At 47.6% G+C, this 21,013-nt stretch carries 19 protein-coding genes; 9 read left to right on the top strand and 10 right to left on the bottom strand.

Annotated features, from left to right (window positions below):
* Nucleotides 1-14 precede the first annotated feature (14 nt).
* The 3 genes from R7P80_RS13705 to R7P80_RS13695 all read left to right on the top strand — a co-directional run bounded on the left by R7P80_RS13705 (nucleotide 15) and on the right by R7P80_RS13695 (nucleotide 1,988).
* Nucleotides 15-884 (top strand): LysR family transcriptional regulator, encoded by an 870-nt coding sequence (locus tag R7P80_RS13705; protein ID WP_005373812.1) that lies wholly within the window; start codon nucleotides 15-17, stop codon nucleotides 882-884.
* Nucleotides 885-903: 19 nt separating this feature from the next.
* A complete protein-coding gene (locus R7P80_RS13700) occupies nucleotides 904-1,296 on the top strand; it encodes a ribosome recycling factor family protein (protein WP_054577722.1) in 393 nt (130 codons plus the stop codon).
* A gap of 77 nt (nucleotides 1,297-1,373) precedes the next feature.
* Nucleotides 1,374-1,988: a LysE family translocator gene (locus tag R7P80_RS13695; RefSeq protein ID WP_017633575.1), complete on the top strand. Its 615-nt coding sequence runs from the start codon at nucleotides 1,374-1,376 to the stop codon at nucleotides 1,986-1,988.
* Between the two features lie 92 nt (nucleotides 1,989-2,080).
* Here the strand turns inward: R7P80_RS13695 and R7P80_RS13690 are convergent, their stop codons facing one another.
* The 6 genes from R7P80_RS13690 to doeA form a co-directional block, all read right to left on the bottom strand.
* Nucleotides 2,081-2,602, bottom strand: a complete 522-nt coding sequence (locus R7P80_RS13690) for a DUF2058 domain-containing protein (protein ID WP_017633576.1) — start codon at nucleotides 2,600-2,602, stop codon at nucleotides 2,081-2,083.
* A gap of 171 nt (nucleotides 2,603-2,773) precedes the next feature.
* The gene (locus R7P80_RS13685; RefSeq protein ID WP_132937004.1) at nucleotides 2,774-4,177 is read right to left on the bottom strand and encodes an aspartate aminotransferase family protein; all 1,404 of its coding nucleotides are present in this window, start codon (nucleotides 4,175-4,177) and stop codon (nucleotides 2,774-2,776) included.
* Nucleotides 4,178-4,218: 41 nt separating this feature from the next.
* Nucleotides 4,219-5,739 (bottom strand): NAD-dependent succinate-semialdehyde dehydrogenase, encoded by a 1,521-nt coding sequence (locus tag R7P80_RS13680; protein WP_065275156.1) that lies wholly within the window; start codon nucleotides 5,737-5,739, stop codon nucleotides 4,219-4,221.
* 155 nt (nucleotides 5,740-5,894) lie between these two features.
* Complete coding sequence (locus R7P80_RS13675) at nucleotides 5,895-6,374, bottom strand: Lrp/AsnC family transcriptional regulator (RefSeq protein ID WP_053349313.1); 480 nt, start codon at nucleotides 6,372-6,374, stop codon at nucleotides 5,895-5,897.
* Nucleotides 6,375-6,498: 124 nt separating this feature from the next.
* Nucleotides 6,499-7,506: a N(2)-acetyl-L-2,4-diaminobutanoate deacetylase DoeB gene (gene doeB, locus R7P80_RS13670; protein WP_005373782.1), complete on the bottom strand. Its 1,008-nt coding sequence runs from the start codon at nucleotides 7,504-7,506 to the stop codon at nucleotides 6,499-6,501.
* A gap of 54 nt (nucleotides 7,507-7,560) precedes the next feature.
* On the bottom strand, nucleotides 7,561-8,748 hold the full coding sequence (gene doeA / locus R7P80_RS13665; RefSeq protein ID WP_005373780.1) for an ectoine hydrolase DoeA: 1,188 nt from the start codon (nucleotides 8,746-8,748) through the stop codon (nucleotides 7,561-7,563).
* A 271-nt stretch (nucleotides 8,749-9,019) separates the two neighbouring features.
* Here doeA and R7P80_RS13660 point away from each other — a divergent pair, with 271 nt between their 5' ends.
* Nucleotides 9,020-10,453 (top strand): PLP-dependent aminotransferase family protein, encoded by a 1,434-nt coding sequence (locus R7P80_RS13660; protein WP_080996739.1) that lies wholly within the window; start codon nucleotides 9,020-9,022, stop codon nucleotides 10,451-10,453.
* 20 nt (nucleotides 10,454-10,473) lie between these two features.
* On the opposite strand, the gene R7P80_RS13655 is transcribed toward R7P80_RS13660, so the two are convergent.
* On the bottom strand, nucleotides 10,474-11,496 hold the full coding sequence (locus R7P80_RS13655) for a helix-turn-helix domain-containing protein (RefSeq protein WP_170896895.1): 1,023 nt from the start codon (nucleotides 11,494-11,496) through the stop codon (nucleotides 10,474-10,476).
* A 131-nt stretch (nucleotides 11,497-11,627) separates the two neighbouring features.
* Here R7P80_RS13655 and R7P80_RS13650 point away from each other — a divergent pair, with 131 nt between their 5' ends.
* The 3 genes from R7P80_RS13650 to R7P80_RS13640 are packed head-to-tail and all read left to right on the top strand — an operon-like array spanning nucleotide 11,628 to nucleotide 14,005.
* A complete protein-coding gene (locus R7P80_RS13650; RefSeq protein WP_054702561.1) occupies nucleotides 11,628-12,389 on the top strand; it encodes an SDR family NAD(P)-dependent oxidoreductase in 762 nt (253 codons plus the stop codon).
* 40 nt (nucleotides 12,390-12,429) lie between these two features.
* On the top strand, nucleotides 12,430-12,942 hold the full coding sequence (locus R7P80_RS13645; protein ID WP_023585584.1) for a 2,4'-dihydroxyacetophenone dioxygenase family protein: 513 nt from the start codon (nucleotides 12,430-12,432) through the stop codon (nucleotides 12,940-12,942).
* A 4-nt stretch (nucleotides 12,943-12,946) separates the two neighbouring features.
* A complete protein-coding gene (locus R7P80_RS13640; RefSeq protein ID WP_170896896.1) occupies nucleotides 12,947-14,005 on the top strand; it encodes a zinc-binding dehydrogenase in 1,059 nt (352 codons plus the stop codon).
* Between the two features lie 82 nt (nucleotides 14,006-14,087).
* Here R7P80_RS13640 and R7P80_RS13635 read toward each other — a convergent pair whose 3' ends face one another.
* Complete coding sequence (locus tag R7P80_RS13635; RefSeq protein WP_170896897.1) at nucleotides 14,088-15,212, bottom strand: alkene reductase; 1,125 nt, start codon at nucleotides 15,210-15,212, stop codon at nucleotides 14,088-14,090.
* Between the two features lie 10 nt (nucleotides 15,213-15,222).
* Nucleotides 15,223-15,852 (bottom strand): glutaredoxin 2, encoded by a 630-nt coding sequence (gene grxB / locus R7P80_RS13630; protein ID WP_170896898.1) that lies wholly within the window; start codon nucleotides 15,850-15,852, stop codon nucleotides 15,223-15,225.
* A 199-nt stretch (nucleotides 15,853-16,051) separates the two neighbouring features.
* On the opposite strand from grxB, the gene R7P80_RS13625 reads away from it, so the two are divergent.
* Entirely contained in the window at nucleotides 16,052-16,987 is a 936-nt protein-coding gene (locus R7P80_RS13625; protein WP_225491685.1) for a LysR family transcriptional regulator, read from the top strand.
* Here R7P80_RS13625 and R7P80_RS13620 read toward each other — a convergent pair.
* On the bottom strand, nucleotides 16,940-17,851 hold the full coding sequence (locus R7P80_RS13620) for a LysR family transcriptional regulator (protein ID WP_017447931.1): 912 nt from the start codon (nucleotides 17,849-17,851) through the stop codon (nucleotides 16,940-16,942). The two genes, R7P80_RS13625 and R7P80_RS13620, sit on opposite strands and share 48 nt — an antisense overlap.
* 220 nt (nucleotides 17,852-18,071) lie before the next feature.
* On the opposite strand from R7P80_RS13620, the gene R7P80_RS13615 reads away from it, so the two are divergent.
* A complete protein-coding gene (locus R7P80_RS13615; protein ID WP_225491686.1) occupies nucleotides 18,072-20,951 on the top strand; it encodes an amylo-alpha-1,6-glucosidase in 2,880 nt (959 codons plus the stop codon).
* The last annotated feature ends 62 nt before the right edge of the window (nucleotides 20,952-21,013 follow it).

Below are 21,013 nucleotides of genomic sequence, written 5' to 3'. Positions count from 1 at the left end.
TATCGGAATTGGCAATGTTAGATTTGAACTGGCTGCGAACCTTCGTAACTCTTGCAGAGGTAAAACATTTCGGCAAAACAGCGACGGAACTGCACATGACGCAGCCGAACGTAAGTTTGCATATCAAGCAGTTGGAGCAAGCCACGCGCACGAAATTGATTGAGCGAAATCCCGTGCAGTTGACGCAAGCGGGGAAGCGTTTGTTAGCTACGGCGCAGCGGATGCTCAATGAGCTGCAAATTTGTCAGTCGGATCTCAATGCCATCAACGATCTTACGCAGGGGACGCTTTCTATTGCGGCGAGCGATATTGTTTCACGTTTACTGCTTATCAAACCATTTCAGCAATTCAAAAGTGAATATCCGGGGATCGACTTGGCATTGTTCAATACCACATCTTCTCAAGCGGTGGATTTGGTGAAAAGTGCGCGTGCCGATATCGGCTTTGTAATCGCACAAAAAGAGAGTCAACCGCTGCATTTTACGCCTCTCACGCAAATTCACTGGTGTGCGTTTGGCGATAACATTTTTGAGTGGCAAGACAATCGAAAAGAGAGCCAGACGCTGATCCTGCTAGGGCACGATACTCGAACCCGAGAGCTGATTGATGCGTCTTTACCTGAGCTAAATCTGCCTAAGCATCGCGTGATGGAAGTGGGCAGTGTGGAAGCACAAATCGACTGGGCGGAAGCGGGGTTTGGGACTGCTATTGTGCCGGATTTTTCGCTCGATCCGAGATTAAAGCTTTCTCGAGAAGTTACGCCTTTGCCAAGTTTTCCAAACACTGATTTCGGCTACATCGTGCGTCAAAATCAGGTGTTATCCAAAGCGGCAAAACAGTTGTTGGCTTGGGTTGGCGAGAATGTGTCGGTGGTTGAGGGCTAAGACGATGAAAGAAAAGGCCATGAAAGAGACGAAGATTACGATTTCGCTCCCATCCTTGATTCACCGTATTGGGGGCGACCATGCCAAGCGAGCGAAAACACTCGCAGCAGAAAAACAGTGCGATCTTAAGCGAATTAGACGATCTCGTCACTGGCAAATCTCAGGCGAGGCTTTGGATGTAAAAGCGTTTTTAGAGCTTCTCAAAAACGAAGAAGCAGAGACGATGCGATTTGCGATCAACAAAATCGAACAAGCTCTACTTGCTCACCAAGACAAATTGGAACCTTTGGACGTGAAGTTGATACGTTTGGTGAGACAAAACCCAAACATCACCTTAGCGGAGCTGATGGCTGAAACGAACTGCACGTTAGTTCAAGCTCGCACGGCACGATTTGATGCTGAGTTGCTTTAAGATCGGTTTGTGGTTTACTCACTTTATTAACAGATGTTAGGGTACCGATCAAAATCACTCACTAAGACCATTTTATTATGGATATTTGGCAGCTTCTCCTTTTTATCCCTGCTTGCTTTGCTCTCAATATGGCTCCAGGCCCAAACAATTTATTGGCAATGAATAATGCTCGTTGTTACGGCTTTAGGGCCGCGTTTACGGCTAGTTTAGGCAGAATTGCCGCTTTTTCAGCGATGATTGCGTTGTCTGCATCAGGTCTGGCTGTGATTTTGTATACGTCAGAAATGCTATTTTTGGCAATAAAGTTGGTAGGGGCGCTGTATCTACTATGGATTGCGTTCAACCTTTGGCGCTCAGAGTCCAGCCCGATCTCTGACTTGGACAATTCGCGCAACTACGCAGGACTGGCGAAACAAGAATTTACGCTCGCTGCTGGCAACCCGAAAGCGATTCTTATTTTTACTGCATTCTTGCCGCAATTTGTTGATGCCAATGCCAACGTTCAAGAGCAGTTTTTTGCCCTTGGCTCCACGTTTTTGATATTAGAAATGGTCGCCATTTCAATCTATGCCATCTTTGGTTTGTACTTGAGACACTGGTTTTCAAACCCCAAAATGGCGAAACGTTTCAATCGCGGATGTTCGTTGTTTTTAGCCGCATCAGGTGCGAATTTGCTACTAAGTAAGCAATAACAACACATCATCTCCGTAGATTATTTTTCTATAAAAAGAGCCGCTGATGTTACATCAGCGGCTCTTTTAGTTGATGCATCGATTATTTATTGTTACCACATCAAATCGTCAGGCACGACGAAATCTGCGTATGGATCGTCTTCTGCTGGAATGTCCGATTCAGGTTCTTTTTGTTCGATGATGACGGACTCATCACGCTGAGCAATTTTATTCGCTACTCCACGTGGAATGACAACATAGCTTTCACCAACAATTGCGATTGCCAAAATACCTTTGATCAACTGCTCGCGGATAAGTGAATCTACATAAAGAGATTTCACTAGCGTACCGTGAGTGAAGTTGTATTTGATGTCGCCATCTTTTAAGTCGATCTTGTTCATCTCAATCAACTGATTGATCTGCGCTTTGATCTCTTTATTTAATCGCTCAGCATTTTGCTGCTCGCTCAATTGTTTATCACGCTCTAACTGTTGGCGTTTATTCTCTTCAACCGCCGCTTTTACTTCGCGTGCTTGAACGCGTGATTTTTTAGAGCCTTTCTTCGCTTTCTTTAGTTTCTTTTCATTAACTAAGCCAGCTTTCAGCATTTGTTCTTGAAGGGTAAGTTTTGCCATGTTTTATCCAGTTAGTGCGCAATTTTGGGCATTTTACCCACTATTGCCACTTGTAGTAAATAATAGTGCTTCCTATGGGTCTAAAATGTTTGGTTGGCTTGTTATTTCTTTAAGGAAAGTGCAAAGCGGGCCTTCTCCAAAGCCCGCGAGCGTTACTGAAATCTAGGTGGGTTATGGCTGCCACTGTTTAGATGTGACGAGGTTATCCATCACTTTGTTTACCGCTTGATGCGCTTTGTCGACAATGGTGTCTATATCGTTACGATTCGCGATAAGCGGTGGAGCAAAACCGAGGATGTCACCATGTGGCATAGCGCGAGCGATTAAGCCTTGCTCTAAACAGGCCGCCGCGATTTGCGGGCCTACTTTCAAGTTTGGATCAAAGTGTGCTCGGCGAAGCTTGTCTGAAGAAAACTCCAACGCATGCAACAAGCCAACGCCACGAGTATCACCGACTAATGGATGATCGTTAAACGTCTCTGCCATACGTTGCTGCAAGTAAGCGCCGACTTCGGCCGCGTTTTGCACTAAGCCTTCACGTTCAATGATATCGAGGTTGCAGTTCGCGGCTGCCGCTCCCATTGGGTGACCAGAGTAGGTATAACCGTGTCCGATAGCGCCCCATTGGTCGGTGCCGTTTTCTAGCACACTCCAAACTCGTTCACCGACGATCACGCCAGACAGCGGTTGATACGCTGAGGTTAACCCTTTCGCTACCGTGATGAGATCTGGTTTCATGTCGTAGTGCAGTGAGCCAAAATCGGAGCCGAGGCGACCAAAGCCACACACCACTTCATCCGCAATCAAGAGTACATCGTATTTGTCGAGCACTTTGCGAATCGCCTGCCAGTACCCTGCTGGTGGTGGCACAATACCGCCAGTACCGAGCACTGGTTCTGCAATCATTGCTGCTACCGTTTCTGGGCCTTCTTCCAAGATCATCGCTTCGAGTTGATCTGCGCAATATTGAGAGAATTCGAGCTCAGACATACTCTCGTCTTCACGGCGATAATAATATGGCGCGATGGTGTGTTTGATACGCTCAAGTGGTAAATCAAAATGGGCGTGGAACAGCGGCAAACCTGTCATTGAACCGGACGCGATACTTGAACCATGGTAGCCGCGGTCACGCGAAATGATTTTTTTCTTCTCTGGTAGAGCACGAGCATTGTTGTAATACCATACCAACTTAAGTTGAGTTTCGTTCGCGTCGCTGCCTGACATGCCGTAGTAAACTTTGCTCATGCCTTCAGGCGCCATTTTGATGATGCGATCTGACAGTGTCACGAGCGCTTCGTTCGTATGACCGACGTACGTGTGGTAGTACGCCAGTTCTTTGGCTTGCTCATAAATCGCATCGGCCATTTCGGTCCTGCCATAGCCAATGTTTACACAATACAACCCGGCAAAGCCGTCTATCAGCTCGATGCCTTCTGAATCGGTGATGCGTATTCCGCTTCCGCTCGAGATAATTCTTCCCGGAAGCTCCCCGGCCGCATACTGCTTCAGGTGGGTTGAGGCATGAAATACTCTCTGACGATCGATCTCTAAAAGTTGTTGGGTTTTGTTACTCATGATCCTTCTCCTCGAATAATTGGATATCCATATTTCGTGTCTCAACTGCCACTGACGGTTGGTAAAGCGCCTAAGCAGCAGTATTTGATTTCGCTGTATTCTTCAAATCCGTGACGGCTTCCTTCTCGTCCAAGACCAGACTGTTTCACGCCGCCGAATGGGATAGGGTGCCCTGTCATTTTGACGGAGTTCACGCTCACCATGCCAAACTCCAAACCGCGCATGCAGTGCCAAATTTGGTGAATATCGTGACCATAAACATAGGCAGCTAAGCCGTACTCAGTGTCGTTGCTCATTTCAATCACGGTATCTAAGTCTTGGTAAGGCAATACGCCTGCCACAGGACAAAAATTCTCTTCGCGATACACCGCCATTTCAGGGGTTACATCGGCTAGCAATGTCGGCGCGAAGAAGTTTTCGCCTGGTACGGGCTGGTTGTATCCCGCTACCAATCGCGCGCCTTTGTCGAGCGCGTCACGCACCAAATCATGCGCTTTATCCACCGCAGTGCGATTAATAAGTGGTCCCATGGTGGTTTTTTCGTCTAAGCCATTGCCCAAAACGATGTGGCTCATTTCTTTGGCAAACGCTTCCAAAAACGCTTCGTACTTATCGTCAGGGACGAAAATACGGTTTGCGGCCAAGCAGTCTTGTCCTGCGGTTTGAAACTTCGCATCCACGGCGGCTTTGGCTGCTTGCTCGACATCCATATCTGGCAGCACGATGAAAGGGGCGTTACCACCGAGTTCCATACTGCACTTCTTCACGGTTTGTGCCGCGTCGCGTAGCAATAGTTTGCCTACTCGAGTTGAGCCTGTGAACGAGAGCGCTTTGACTTTATCGGAGTGACACAAGGTTTGTGACACCATCACCGCATCGCCAGTGATCACGTTAAACACACCAGGTGGAAAGCCAGCTCGATCTGCTAACTCTGCCAACGCTAACGCAGAAAAAGGCGTTTCACTGGCTGGCTTAATGAGCACCGGACAGCCTATTGCTAGTGCGGCTGCGGCTTTGCGTGTGATCATGGCATTAGGAAAGTTCCATGGCGTAATCAGTGCTGCGACACCAATTGGCTCGCGCACCGTTGATAGCTGCGCATTCGGAATATGACTTGGGATGGTTTCGCCATAACAGCGGCGTGCTTCTTCGGCAAACCAACGAACAAAGGATGCGCCGTAGTCAATCTCACCTACAGCATCACCTAGTGTTTTTCCTTGCTCCATCACCATCAAATGAGCAAGGTCTTGCTTTGATTCTAGAATCAGGTCGTGCCAACGCATGAGAATTTCAGCGCGCTCTTCTGCTTGCATTTTTCGCCATTGACGAAAGGCTTGGTCGGCTTCATCAATCGCTTGATAGAGTTGTTGCTGAGATAGCTTAGTGATGTAACCGATGACCGTGCCATCTGCTGGATTATCCACCGGATGAAATTGATCACCACTTACCCATTTGCCATTCACGTACGCTAAACCTCTCACCAAACGTACGTCTTTCATTATCGCCATCATGTCGTGCGAGGCTTTTAATTCTTCAGCGTGTAAGCTGTGCAGTGCTGCCATGAGTCCTTCTCCCAGCATCGTTGTCCATAATGAAACTGTAATGGAGAAGTGACCGAAATAATTTCTGATACCGAGGTTTAAAACGTCAGAACTTTCTTTTTAGTGCCGTTAAATATGGTGTTTTTTCTGTTCACGCCTGATACGCATTTTCCCTTTTATAACAAAGCGTTTTGGTTTACTTCGAATGTGCCCGCATCACGTTTGATTGTTTTTGTCACAATGTAAGTAAAGTAGCGCTCAATGCCCACATCTGAGTCTAACCAGTTGTCGATAAGCCGCTGATATTGGTCGATATCTTCTGACTGAATTTTAAGGATGTAATCGACACCACCGCCCGTGGCATAGCAATCAGTGACTTCTTGTGAATGTTGAACCAGTTGCTCGAAGCGTTTGAACGCTTGGGCGTTGTGTTCTTTGAGCGTAACTTCAACCATAACTGACGTTCGTTTGAACAAAATATCGGTATTTACTTTTGCTCCGTAACCTTCAATGATGCCTGCTTCTTCCAGTTTTTTGACACGCTCCCAGCAAGGGCTCACGGATAGGTTGATGGCCTCGGCAAGGTGAGATTTGGTGATACGACCATTATCATGAAGTATTTGTAGAATTTTTACGTCGTAGCGATCGAGGCGCATTATGAGTCTCCCTGTTGAATACTAATCATTTCATGAAAGGCTGATGACTGGTCGCTGTTATAAGGTGCTTTCCAGTTTGCTTCTGGTATGCCATTTGTTTTGATTTCTTTAGTTGGCTTTTCAATCAGCCTATCTCGCCGCAGTCTTCGGCTATAACTGCGATAGTGTCACCGATATTCACCATAGCAGGAAAACGACGTGCCGCGAAAATACCATTGCGCTGTGACTTGTACTCAACGGGGGCGGTACCTGTGCGCTCGGTCGAGAAGATTCTCACTAATACATCGCCCTTTTTGACGGTATCGCCAAGATCAAATAAGTATTCTGTGATGCCGTGGTGTTGGCTTTGCACATAACAACTTGCATCAGGCATATCTAATAATTTAGTTGGTTGGGTTGGTTGTTCGTAGTCACCGGGCAAGTTGCCTGAGAAGCGCAAGAAGTTGCGAATGCCACGGTCAGAATAAGCGATGGTTTCTGGAGTGCTGGTTCCGCCTCCTCTTAGTTCGGTGGTAACAAAGATTTTTCCCTGAGACTCCACGGCAGTGTCATACAGGCTGGTGGCGTCCATTTCGAGCAAGATCATGGTGTAAGGTGCGCCAAACAGTTTTGCACCTAATATGCAGGCTTCTTCTTGATCGAGATTGTCGAGACGATGGGCAGCGGCGAACGGCACGATATCTAACGTTTTACCACCTGAGTGAATGTCTAACGCAAAATCGCACTTAGGAACTAGGTAACGAGTAAAATAATCCGCAATTTTCTCGGTCACTGTGCCTATGGGGTTGCCGGGAAAGCTGCGATTTAAATTCCCTTTATCGATAAACGACGTACGTGAGGCATTTTGTACCGCAGGTAAGTTCATCATGGGTACAATAATGACACGACCTTGGATTTGATCTGCCTGAAGCGAGTTCGTCAATTTTAGCAGGCTGGTGATGCCTTCGTATTCGTCTCCGTGATTACCGCCAGTAAGCAGTGCGGTTGGTCCGTGACCATTTTTGATCACGGTGATAGGTATCATAATACTGCCCCAGGCGGAGTCGTCATGTGAATAGGGCAGCGTTAAAAAGCCGTGCTGTACACCTTCTCGGTCAAAGTCTATGGTGGCTGTGATCGAGCTTTTTTGCATATCAAGTCCTTTTAGTTCTCAGACCTAGCTCAACAGAGCCTGAGGTTTGAAAAATTAGTGTTTAACAAATAAGTGGCGTGGAAAGTCACACAGCGTTTTTGCTCCATCATGGGTAATGACGATACTTTCCGTTGTTTCTAACCCCCAATCTTTGAACCACAGCCCCGGCATAAAATGGAATGTCATGCCTTCTCTCAAGATGGTTTTATCGGTGTCTCGCAAACTCATGGTTCGTTCCCCCCAATCTGGTGGGTAGCTCAAACCTATTGGGTAGCCACAACGGGCACCTTCGCGTGAGAATCCCGCTTTATCGAGAACCTGGTTTAGTGCATTGGCGATGTCGGCGCAGGTATTTCCGGGCTTTGCCACTTTCAAGCCCGCTTCAAGTCCTAGAGTCAGGGCTTCGTCGGCTCGTTTGAACTTGTCGTCAGGCTCGCCAAGAAAAATAGTGCGTGAGAGTGGGCAGTGGTAACGGCGGTGCGCCCCAGCGATTTCAAAAAACGTCCCTTCGCCTTTCTTGAAGGGTCTGTCATCCCAAGTCAGGTGAGGTGCGGAAGCATCAGAACCTGATGGCAAAAGCGGCACAATCGCGGTGTAATCGCCAAAGTGGTCTTCATGCCCGAGCACGGCTTGGCGGTTAATCTCGGCAACAAGGTGGTGTTTCGGTAATCCTGGTTCAATCATGTCGAACGCGACGCGGTGCATATTTTCAACAATGCGAGCGGCACGGTACATGTATGCCAGTTCTTGATCGGATTTAACGGCGCGGCACCAGTTGACTAGTCCAGTTGCATCGAGAAGTTGAGCATTCGGTAGGTGCGTAGTGAGTGATTCGTAAGCGGTGGCGCTAAAGTAATAGTTATCTTTTTCTACACCGATGCGACCACGATCCCAAAGGCGCGGAGCCAGTACGGCTTCGACCAGGAAATCCATCGGGTGTAGCGGCGGATTCATTACATAATGGTCTGGATAGTAGGTGATGTTTTCTGCCGACATATACGCAGTCCTGTATGCTCCGTTGGCATCTTGGCAGCGTCCAAACCAAACTGGCTCATCAGATGGACCAACAACGACACATTGTGGCACGTAAAAAGACCACCCATCATAGCCTGTCAGCCACGCCATGTTAGAAGGGTCATGAATGATAAGGACATCCAATTCTCTTTCTTCCATCGATTGCCGAACTTTCGTTAACCGATCCTGGAACTCATCCAGTGTAAAATGCAAAGCAACGCCTCTCATATTTTCTCCTTGTTAGAAATCCGACGCCTTATGGGCCTTCGGAGACGCTGAGGTATTTCTACCTTCTACCAGCTAGCCAGATCTGCGTTAAAAATGATTGCAATTTACCTCTGGGGTTGTATTTGGATTGAACGATGCTGTTTAACATGTTTGTTTAACCCATACATTTCATGTCAATCATTACAATTGTGGTTTATTTTTGTGCATTTCACCTCGTTTTGTGAGTTAAAGTTCGCCATTTGTTAAATAGAAGTTACAATGAGCGTTAAAAATGAATCAATTAAAATATTGTGTCATGACAATTTCTTTGAACCCGATCATTCGGCCAGGCACCGCTAAATACATCTCCATTGGTAACTATCTTGTCGAATGTGTCCGCAGTGGTTATCTAAAACCGGGAACTCGATTACCCACACATCGTGAGTTTGCAGAGCAAATTGGCGTCAGCGTACAAACGGTGAGCCATGCATATGGTTATGCAGAGAAAAAAGGGGCGATCGAGTCTTGGGTTGGAAATGGTACTTTTGTCAAATCAGGTTTTGTGGATGAAAGTACGGACACGGAGTTCATGCTGACACAAGAGATGAAAGAAACGCCGGATGAAATTGATATGTCGATTGCACATCCAGTGGTGACCGATCGCCACATTACGCTTTTTAATCAGGCGTTAATGGAGATTGCTGGGCAAACAAACAATCGTGGTTTGATCAGTAAAGCAAAGCCGGTAACAGGTCAGCCTCATCATATTGAGTCAGGAGCACGATTTCTAAGTAGCCAAGGGTTGGATGTGGGTGCCGATCAAATATTACTCACAAATGGCGCATGCCATGGTTTAACGTTGGCTTTAAGCACAGTTGTTGAACACGGCGATTTAGTTGCTTGTGGTCACTTGGTTGATCATGGCTTGATCTCTCGCTCGAGAATGCTTGGATTTAAGTTGCAACCACTTGAAATGGATGAGTTTGGTATAACGCCGGATGCATTTGAATGGGCATGTAAACACAAACCAATCAAGGTATTGTGTTGCACACCGAGCATGGCTAACCCGACTAGTGCGCATATGGATGTTGAACGCCGAGAGGCGATAGCGAATATTGCGCAGCAATACGACATCTATGTAATTGAAGATGACGTGTATGGAGCACTAGAACCTAACCGTGTCCCACCCCTTGCCACATTGTTACCCGAACAAGCTTTCTATGTCACCAGTTTAACCAAAGTTGTAGCGCCAGGCATGCGCACTGGCTATCTGACGGTCCCACGTCATTTTCTGCAGCACGCGATTGGTCGTTTAGCGGCTACGAGTTGGTCTGCGACTCCATTACCATTTGAAGTCGCTCATTTGTGGATCGAAAACGGTACGTTAAATCGACTTATTCGCTTTCAAGTCAATGAGTTTGCTAAGCGACAGCGAATAGCAAAAGCCGCTTTAGAAGGGCATGTTTATAGCTCGCACCCGAATGGACAGCATATTTGGTTGAGACTACCCGAGCAGTGGAATAGCGATGACCTGGTTGCTTCGGCTAAGCGTTCAGGGGTGCAGATCACGGGATACAAACCGTTTGTTCTCGATACTAATCAGCCAATGCCTTACGTGCGAATCAGTTTGGGAGCAGAGACTAATCGAGGCTACATCAAACACGGGTTATCTGTGATTGCTGAAATTCTCGATACCAACCCTCCCACCTCACACTTTTTGGTCTGAGCGATAGGTTATCTATGCTTTTAACTGATGGGCTTAAACGTTTGTAACTGAGTTTTTTCTTGTCGCCATCGCCTTGGCGATTTTCCCGTCCAGCGACGAAAGTGGCGGCTGAAGACCGCAGTTTCTGCATAGCCCAGTTGCAACGCGATATCGGTAATACTCTGAATATTCTCATGCAATCGCTGTTCGGCGAAATCCTGACGCACTTGTTGTAAAAGCTGCCGATAATTTGTGCCCTGTTGTTTCAGCTTGTTTTGCAGCATTCTCGGATGCAGATCCAATGCTCTTGCAACGCGCTCAACGCTGCATTCTCCGGTTGAGAGCAGACGGCCAATCATGTTTGCTGCTTGGTCACTGAGATTGTTGGGGTAACGAGTTTGCAGCTCTTTGAGGTGCTGCTGAAAATGGCGCTCTAGTGCGTCTTCATCTTGGTGGTTCTTAGCGTTAAGCAGACTCGCTTTAAGTAGGATACCGTCAAACTTATCACCGAAACGCAGTTTGTTCTGCTGGGCAAATTCGCTCTGTTCTGCCTCGAAGCTTGCGTGTTGGGTAAGGTGTAAAGTGAAGTAGCTCGCTTCAATATCAAGTAAGCTCGCAACAAACATGGCTAAGTGCGACACACTGAGCTGCATCAGCTGTGCGATACCTCGTTCGCTGTGCACATCAATATTGAGCGACAACCGTACCCAATCATCTTGTGGGGTCATGTTGAGAGTGACTCCTGACGAATGCAGATAGAGAAAATCATTCACCCGCGCCAAGGCTTCACCGACCGTTTGCGCCCGGGAAACCAGCATTGGCAAATCGCCCAAACTTTGCAGGTTTTGGCGCTCGGCGAGTAACGCACCAAACAACGGCTGCTGACAACGAGCAGCCGCTTCCTCCAGCAATTCAGCCAACCTTGGATAAGCGAGATAGGTATCGGGGTCGCGAAATTGCGCCGCAGACAGCCCGACGGCAGCCATAATTTCAACCGGATTCTGCCCTAGTTCGGAAACCAAGCTATCAAATTTATCGGCGGCGCCACTTCTTACGATATGCATGTCTCGATTTTCAAATGTTAACAACTTGTAAATCGCAATATATCAAATTTACTTCGCAAAAGGTCAAGTGAGTGTCAATGAGTTGATCTAAGTTACATTTTGATAACAACAACACATGGACGAGAAGCCGTATGGAACTTATCAATAAAACCGCGATTGTCACCGGCGCTGCGGGTGGAATTGGCCAAGCCATTATTCACAAACTGCTGGAACAAGGCGCGAAAGTACTTGCTGTCGACATTTCCCCTCAATCACTGAATGTGTATCAAGACTTCGATGCAGATCAGCTACGAACATTTGTTGCGGACGTCACCGAATACCAAGAAGTGGAAGCCATGGTCAAGCATGCAGCCGAACAGTTTGGCTCGCTCGATATCATGATCAACAACGCGGGCATCGGCGCCCCGAAACCTCTGCTTGACCACGACCCAATTGCCGATTTTGAGCCGATCTCTAAGGTCAACCAAAATGGCGTTTACTACGGCATTCTTGCCTCTGGAAGACAATTCCAAGCGCAAGGCACGCCGGGCGTGATCCTCAATACTTCTTCTGTTTACGCACGAATGGCGTCTGAGATGACCTTTACCTACAACGTCAGTAAAGCCGCAGTCGATATGATGACCAAATGCGCCGCATTAGAACTCGCACCATTGGGTATTCGTGTTTGCGCTGTCGCTCCGGGACGCGTTGATACTCCTATGTTAAGGCAATACGAAGAGATTGGCCTGTGGGACCACATCCGCAAAGAACAGATGCGTCAAAACTTCACACAACCAGAAGAGATTGCTGATGTGGTGGCGTTTCTGGTCAGCGAGAAAGCCAACTGTATCAACGGTTGTACCATCAGCGCATCTGACGGTTTCGAGAATTTTAAGTACCCACTTATGGGATAGGCGAGTACGCCACATTACAGCAATAGCGAGGATGTAAGTTATGTCATTACCAGAAGTTATTCAGCACCAAGATTTCTTATTAACTCTTAATACTAATGAAGAGTCGATCATCGAAGACGCGTTACCGGGTGTGGATGTTTACCCGTTGTTTCTTGATCCAGAAAACGGGACTTGGGTGGTTCGCGCCAAATTCAAACCGGGTATCACTCTGCCTAAGCACTACCACACTGGTGTGGTGCATTTCTATACCCTGAGTGGCGCTTGGCACTACATCGAGTATCCGGACCAAGTCCAAACCGCTGGCAGCTACTTATATGAGCCGGGCGGTTCAATTCATACCTTCCACTGCCCTGAAAGCTCAGGCGGTGCCGACGGATTTATGGTGATCCAAGGTGCCAACATTAACTTTGACGAAGAAGGTAACTTCATCAACATCATGGATGCAGGTTGGATTGAGCAAGTTGTTATTGCAACAGCGAAAGCACAAGGCTTTACCGCGCGTTACATCAAACCGGGTGCGATTGCTGGCCTAAGCGATGAGCTAGCGGAGTAACCCCATGCAACAGATGAACAGTATCGTAATGCAAGATGGTAGTGTCCGCCTGAAGCAAGTCGAAATCCCTAAACCTGCAGCGGGACAAGTGTTGGTTCGCAGCCTTGCCTGTGGCATTTGTGGCTCCGACCTTCACATTACTCGACACGCGGATGAGGTATTTGATGTATTCCACCAGCTCGGGTTGATGCCTGATGAAGCCGGTGAGCACGCTCAAGTGATGTTGGGGCATGAGTTCTGTGCGGAAATTATCGAATACGGTGCCGATACGCAGCAAACGTTGTCCGTTGGTAGCCGAGTCACCTCAGTGCCGATGTTGCTCAGCCAAAATGGCGCGGGCGTTGGTGTTACTCCGGGTACTTATGGCGCTTACTCTGAGTACTTCCTGCTTGATGAAGCGTTATTGCTACCTGTGCCAGACGGAATGCCATCTGAGGCGGCGGCACTGACTGAACCACTGGCGGTCGGTTTGCACGCGGTCAATCGCAGTGAAATCGAGACGGAAGAAACAGCGCTGGTTGTCGGTTGCGGTCCTATAGGGCTGGCTGTGATTGCTGCACTGAAACAACGTGGCGTCAGCAATATTCTTGCGGTCGATCTTCAGGAAGAAAAGCTGCAACTTGCCAGCGAGTTTGGCGCAAATCGATTGATCAACCCGACCAAGGAAGACGAGATCGCCGTTGGTGAGCAGTACGCGATGAACTCACATCTGGTCATTTATGAATGTGTGGGCAAGCATACCTTGATTGACGATTTTATGCGCCGCGCCCCTGCCCGAGCGCGAATCGTCATCTCGGGTATCCATACGACACCCGCAATCATTAACTACGCGTACGCAACGGTAAAAGAGCTCGACTTGAGATTCTCTTACTACTACCAACCGCACGAGTTTGAGCAATGCCTACAAGCGATTGCCGAACATAAGTTGCCTTGGCAGAAAATGCTCACTGCCAAAGTAGGGATCGATGGTGTGGAAGATGCGTTTAGACAGTTAATGACTCCCAACGACCACATCAAAGTGGTTATCGAACCTTGGCGCAGCGGCGCGTTAGAAGTGATTTAACTCTTAGCCAGATTTAGCTAGCTAAAACCAATTTTAGTTTGGTGACAGCCCCAACCGTAGCAGCTAGGTTGGGGCTTTTTTGTTAGGCCTGTTCTGCGCATTCCTGTTGCAGAGCAGGGTAATCGGTGTAGCCTCGTTCGTTTCCGCCAAACAACGTTGAGCCATCGAGTTCTGCCAACGGATGGTGATGTTGCAAGCGAGAGACTAAGTCTGGGTTTGCTACGAATGGCCGTCCGAATGCGACAAGATCCGCGTAGCCTTTCTCTAACACTTCGTTTGCTCGTTGAGGATTGTAGCGACCTGCGACAATGATAGCGTTGCGAAAGCGCTTTCTAAGTTCGATTCGGAACGTCTCTGGAATCGTTGGTGCATCGGCCCAATCGGCCTCGGACAAGTGCAAGTAGGCAATGTCGCGCTCCTGTAGCTGTTTTGATGCCTCTAAGATCGTTGGCACGATATCTGGGCAGTCCATATCTTTAAACGTAATAAATGGTGCCAATCTCACTCCAACTCGATGCGCACCAACAGCGGCGATAACTGCATCCACTACTTCGATAAGAAAACGGATACGATTTTCTCGTGAACCGCCGTAGTTGTCTGTTCGATGGTTTGAATTGGTTCTTAAGAACTGGTCTATCAGATACCCATTCCCGCCGTGGATTTCTACACCATCAAAACCCGATTCAATGGCGCGTTTGGCTGCGTTCGCGAAATCACCGACAACTCGGTTGATATCCGCTTGTGTCATGGCGCGAGGCTCAACACAATCGACCATATTGCCGTTGCCTTGTTCATCTGCAATCCAAACTTGCGTCTCTACCGGAGCGAGCGCAGATGGTGCGATAGGCTGTTCACCATTTTGGAATGTTGGGTGAGAGACTCTGCCCACATGCCATAGCTGACAAAACATCGCTGCGCCTTGTGATTTGACCGCTTTGGTCACACCTTGCCAGCCCGCCACTTGCGCATCGGTGTAAACGCCAGGGGTGAACGAATAGCCTTGAGAATCGTCCGAAATTTGCGTGGCTTCGGAAATGATCAGCCCGGCAGAAGCGCGCTGTTGATAATACGTTGCCATCATCTCATTCGGGATGTTGCCAGGCTGAGTGGTGCGTGCGCGAGTCATTGGTGCCATGACAATACGGTTTTGTAGTGACAACGCTTTTAGTTGAGCTGGTTCAAACAGCTTATTTGTTCTTTGTTGCATGTTGCGCTCCTTAGATAAGTACAGGCACGTTGGTCGCTTTACGAGCGGTTGCCATCCAGTGAAGTACGGCTGGATCCCATTGCACTTCGGGCGCACTGAAAAAGCCGCGTAGAATGGAAAACATAATGGCTTGATCAACCAGTGACGTTTGCTTTTCTGAACTTAGGTTGAGCAAGGGTTTGGTTTGTTCTATCAAAGCGGCGACTTCTTTCGCAATCGCAGGTGTATCGTTAATCAAGGCTTCAAAATTTAACGCTTCGGTTTCTTTTTTTGCACGCCATGCTTGTTTAGCGGTTTCTGTTGCAAATTCCGGTAACGTCATGTTTGACCAACGCGGATACCCGACTTTTTGTAGCGGTAAAAACGCTTGTTTTTGCCAGTCTAAAACCGGTTTGGAGGGTTGGCTGTTTTCGCTGGAAGGTGCCAATTCAAGGAAGTAGTTGATGATGTCTAAGCTTTCCGCCATCGCTTCACCATCGTCTTTGATCAAAAGAGGAACTTGTTTTGCGCCGATGATGTTTGTGGTGGTGCTCTCGTCGTCATAAGCAATGTTGATGACGTCGAGCTGAATATTCAGCATGCCTGCGACAAAACGGACGCGGGCGCTAAAGGGGCAATGTTCATAAATGTACAGTTTCATTTTTTGTTTCCTATCTCTTGGCTGGGTAGGGCGTGTTGTTGTGCGTTGAACAGCGTTACGGCGTTTAACTTTGCCCTGTCACATAACGTTCTGGGTCTAAACAATGTCGATAGGGTCAGTATATGGATTCGACTTAATTTGATAATTGGGTTATATCTGAATTGATTATTCAGTTTTTCCAAATAATAAGGGCGCGAAGGTGGATAAGTTTTCGGATATGACGTTGTTTGTCAGCATCGTTAAACATCAAGGTCTGGCAGCGGCGGGAAGGGAGTTAGGTTTGTCTCCGGCGACGGTAACGGCAAGGCTGCAAGCGATAGAAGAACGCTATGGCGTAAAGCTGCTCAACCGAAGCACACGCCACGTATCACTCACGGACGCAGGGGCAATGTACTATCAAGCTTGTCTTAACATCATTGATAGCGTGAAAGAGACGGAAAACTTGCTGCAAACGGGTATTTCGCAAGTGCGCGGAACGTTGAAAATTTCAGCTCCACGAGATATTGGCAAACAAATTATTTCGCCGATGGTGTCGGCTTTTTCTGAGCAATATCCGGATGTGACGCCTTATCTTTATCTTAATGACAATTTATCGAACTTGGCTGAATCGGGGCTCGATTTGGTGATTCGTTATGGCGAGTTAGCGGACAGCAATCTCATTTCGCGCAGGCTGGCGTCGAGTCAACGCGTGCTGTGCGCATCACCTGACTATTTGTCGAAGCAAGGTGTCCCAAACTGCCCACAAGATCTCGCGGATCATCGCTGCTTAGCCATGGTGCGCAGCAATGAAGAATTAAAAACGTGGCACTTTAAAGATGAAGAGTCTCACCAAACGATCACGGTCACGCCAAAGCGCTTTTCTGATGATGGTGAAGTGATTCGACAATGGGCGTTGGAGGGGGCGGGGATTGCGTTGAAATCGATTTTAGATATTCAGCAAGACCTCAAACAGCAACGTTTAGTAACGGTTTTGGATGGGTATATGAAAAACTTCAGCGCCTTCTCGCAAGGTGCTGAAGCGGATCTGCATGTCATTTATCAAAGCCGTCAATATCAACCGAAAAGAGTTCGCCTGTTTTTGGACTTTCTAGTTGAGCAATTTAGCGCGCTGAGTGATGCCCGCAATCAGATCTAGATGCGATTCCGAGGTTTCTCGGCGGTGGCGATAAATCCCGACGGTGCCAGGGTTTGGTTCGTTTTTCATGGTTAAGCATCGTAAGCCAAAGGATTCCAAATACGGTTGCAGATGGCGGGTATAAGACATCACCGCGACGCTTTCTTTCAGTACATCAATACTGGCGAGCAGAGAATCCACTTCGTAAGTCGGTCGGTCATCCAGTTGCTGCCTTTCGCGTTCATTTTGTTTCGGGATTGGGTTATCGATGACGTGAGCGAATTTCTTCGCGTCATAAGTGACCGAAAGAGCGGGGTATTCGTGCAGCATCTCTTCGGTGACGGTTTTCCCTAGCAGTGGATGGTTTGGGGAAACAAAATAGGCATCAACCGTTTGAAATAGCGGAATAAACGTAACATCGCATTTAGACGACAAGCCGACAATCTCGTGGCCGATGAAGAATTCAATCTGTTCGTTGATTAATGAATCCATCAAGCCTAAGTGGTTGCCAAATTCGACGTGCGTAGATGCCGATGGCTGCTTGGTCAGATGGTCATTGAGTGCTTGTTTGACGAACAGCGGCCACCACGCATCGCCAGTACCCATTTTAATTTTTCCGACTTGGTACTGTTTCCGCTCATCAATGCTTTGCATCATTTGGTTGTATTCATGCTGCATCGCGTTGCTATGGCGATAGAGGATGCGCCCGTATTCGGTCAACACCATGCCATTAGGGTGACGTTCAAACAGCGTTACGCCGAGATTCTCTTCCAGCTTCTTTAAATTGCTTGTTACCGTTGGCTGGCTTAACCCTGCCATTCTTGCCGCAGCGCTGATGCTTTGGCAGCGTGCAACCAGTAAAAATTGCTGCAGAGATTTGTCCATTTTCTTTCCCCTCTAAGAACGAGGGGTATTTTGCACAATTTCATTTATAAATCACAAATCTGTAATCTCATTTGATTGAAATTATGCGCATTTCATAGATCTACATCACTGTTGGGGTCTGACGTATAGATGTTATCTATAGCTCGCTCCTGACTTCCTATTTTCCCCTCAAAAAGGTGTTCTTTAGACTGTCGCCAAAACAACAATCTAAGGGATGAACATGAAACCGAGTTTTATTGCGCTTGCTGTCGCGTCTTGTATTGGTCTTGCTGGATGTGGGTCAGATTCCTCTGATGCGCCAGTGTCAGTCGACAAACCAATTATTTCAGCCGACTTATATTTACGTGGTTTAAATGGGGATTGGGGCACGGCAGAGCATGCCAAGCTAAACTATTTGGGTAATAACGAGTACGAAACCGTACTGCGCGTCGCTCGAGGTAGCAATCAGTTCAAGATTGCTGATCCGGGTTGGCAGATCCAATACACCTATTTTGAGGAGCCCGCGGCGTTCGATAAAGCTCAAGAGTACCTGCCAAAACCAGACACGAATGAAGCGTGTATGAACGATGATTGCAACTCTGAGATCACGTTTGAAGACAAAGGGTATTACAAGTTTTCTGTGAGCTTTGCCGATGAAAGTCGTGCGACAATGACTGTGACGAAAGCAACGCAAGAAGAAGCGGAAAAATACTACTCTGATGCGATTCTCGACCCTGCAATGGTGCATCAAGGGCATCAGAATAAAGAAGTGAAACTGTTCGCCAATTACGATGACTCGAGTGATACCGTGATTTTCTCGGTGAAAGATCCTAAAGCGGAGCTGCGTGAATTTGGTATTTCAACGACGACAGAATTGCGTGATGCGCTCGACCAAGGCTTAGTGATTAATGAACAAACAGGGCCGCGAGTGGTGTCGGGTGATGTCGCTTTTGACGCGTTGTTTGCGTTGACGATGAAAGAGCTAGACCAGCTTGCTGTTTCTGAAATCAAAGACGGCAATTACAACTACAACAACCCAATCAAAGCGGAAGTTTTTGAGACGGGCGCGAAGTGGCATTACGTGTGGACGCGTGATTTGGCGTACGCAGCAGACCTTTCGCTTGCATTGATGAATCCAACTCGCGTGCAAAATGGTTTGAATTTCAAATTGTCTGCTTTCCGCGACACGACCGATCAGCAATATGATGGCGAGCAGATTGTGCAAGATACGGGCACTGGCGGCAGCTGGCCAATCAGTACCGACCGCACGACTTGGGCGCTTGGTGCTGAACGCTTACTTTCGGCATTGGATGGAGAAGAGTACAACCAGTTTGCTGAGCGCGCATATAAAGCGATCAGTAATACACTTGAAGCCGATCGCCTGGCGGCTTTTGATTCTAAATCCGGTTTATACACTGGTGAGCAATCCTTCCTCGATTGGCGTGAGCAAACTTACTCAACGTGGACGCCAAACGATGTCAATGCGATTGGTAGCAGCAAAGCGTTATCGACAAACGTGGTTCACTACCGCGCGATTCAGTTCGCGGCTAAGTTGGCAGAGAAGTACGATTCAACCAACGCGGTCAAATACACCGATTGGGCTGCACAGCTAAAAACCGCTATCAACGAGCAGTTTTGGAATGCCGAACGCGGTATGTACGTAAGTTATTTGTTTGATAATGGCAAAGACATCGCGGTCGACAAATATGACATGTTGGGCGAAGCACTTGCGATCATCAGTGGTGTGGCAAGTGATGCGCAGGCGAAACAAATCATGGCCAATTACCCACACAGTGAGTTTGGCGTGCCGGTTTACTTCCCTCAGCAACCGGACGTGCCTGTGTACCATAACCGCGCAATTTGGCCATTTGTTACCGCGTACAGCTTGCGCGCCGCGCATCAAACACAAAACGTGGCAGCAGTGAACAATGCCATTCAATCGTTGGTTCGTGGTACGGCAACTAATTTATCCAACATGGAAAACTTAGAGTGGCTTTCTGGTAAGTCATTCATCATCCATAGTGATCATGGCGAAGATCCGAGCTTGGATGGCCCAGTGATTAACTCTCAGCGTCAGCTTTGGTCTGTGGGTGGCTACTTGAACATGGTGGTAGAGACCCTATTCGGCATCCATACCGAAACAGGTAAGTTGGAAGTGAAGCCATTTATCACAAGTTGGGTGCGCAATAATTTGTTGGCTCAGTCTGAACAAATCACGTTGGAAAACTTTGCCTTCAAAGGAAAGAACTACTCGGTAACGATTGACTTGCCTGAAGTAAGCAAAAATGAAACAGGTTACTACCCAGTTGAAAATGTCACGATGGACGAAGAGGGGCATTTCCACGTGACACTGGGCGCGCTTGTGAATGTAGATAGTAGCATTACTTTAGTTTCTGGGGTGAAACCGTATGTGAGTGAAGATAGCCGCGTATATTCTCCGCAAGAGCCAACATTGGTGGTAAAAAGCGTTGATAATTCGGTTTCGATTGACGTGACGAGCAAGTACAACGTGAACTTGTATCGCAATGGCGAGCTGATTCAAAAGAACGTGATTGCTCAATCTTATTCCGATACGCCAACAGGTTTTGCTTGTTATTTGGCTGAAAGCATTAACGATAAAGGCTTCCGTTCTAACCCAAGCCAACCAGTTTGTGTCGGTGAAGAGATCCGCATCAAACTTGATGGCGAATATCAGCCACTCAAAGACAATATCTCAGTGGTTACGGTGAGCAAAGAGAGTGGCGTTGTAAAAGGTGCAGAGTCGTTTACAGCTCCTGTAACGGGCACTTACCAGTTCGATGCTTGGTACAACAATAACCTAGGACAACTTAATACTGGCATCACGAACACCGTGAAATTGTTAGAGGTATTGGATGATGCAGGTAAGGTGGTTGGCCAAGGTTACTTGCAGATGGGCCATATTGGTGAAAACCAAGGTATGCGTTACTCAACGCCAATTGAAGTGGCGTTGGAGCAGGGGGAAACCTATCAGATCGCGCTGAAGGACCACTTCAATATGAGTTACCTCACATCGAATGAAACCTACATCTACGCTGGTGGTATTGAGGGTGAAAAGAACGAAGCACAAATCGCAGATATTCGAATCACACCTTTAATGTAGGCTGTTTTAACAAAGCTGTGTTTTAGAAAACTGTGTTCTAAGAAAGACAAAGCCGCTGAGAT

Origin of the sequence: Vibrio sp. 2092 (assembly GCF_033339635.1) — a bacterium.
GTDB lineage: Bacteria > Pseudomonadota > Gammaproteobacteria > Enterobacterales > Vibrionaceae > Vibrio > Vibrio alginolyticus.
This window is presented reverse-complemented; position numbering and strand designations above follow the sequence as displayed.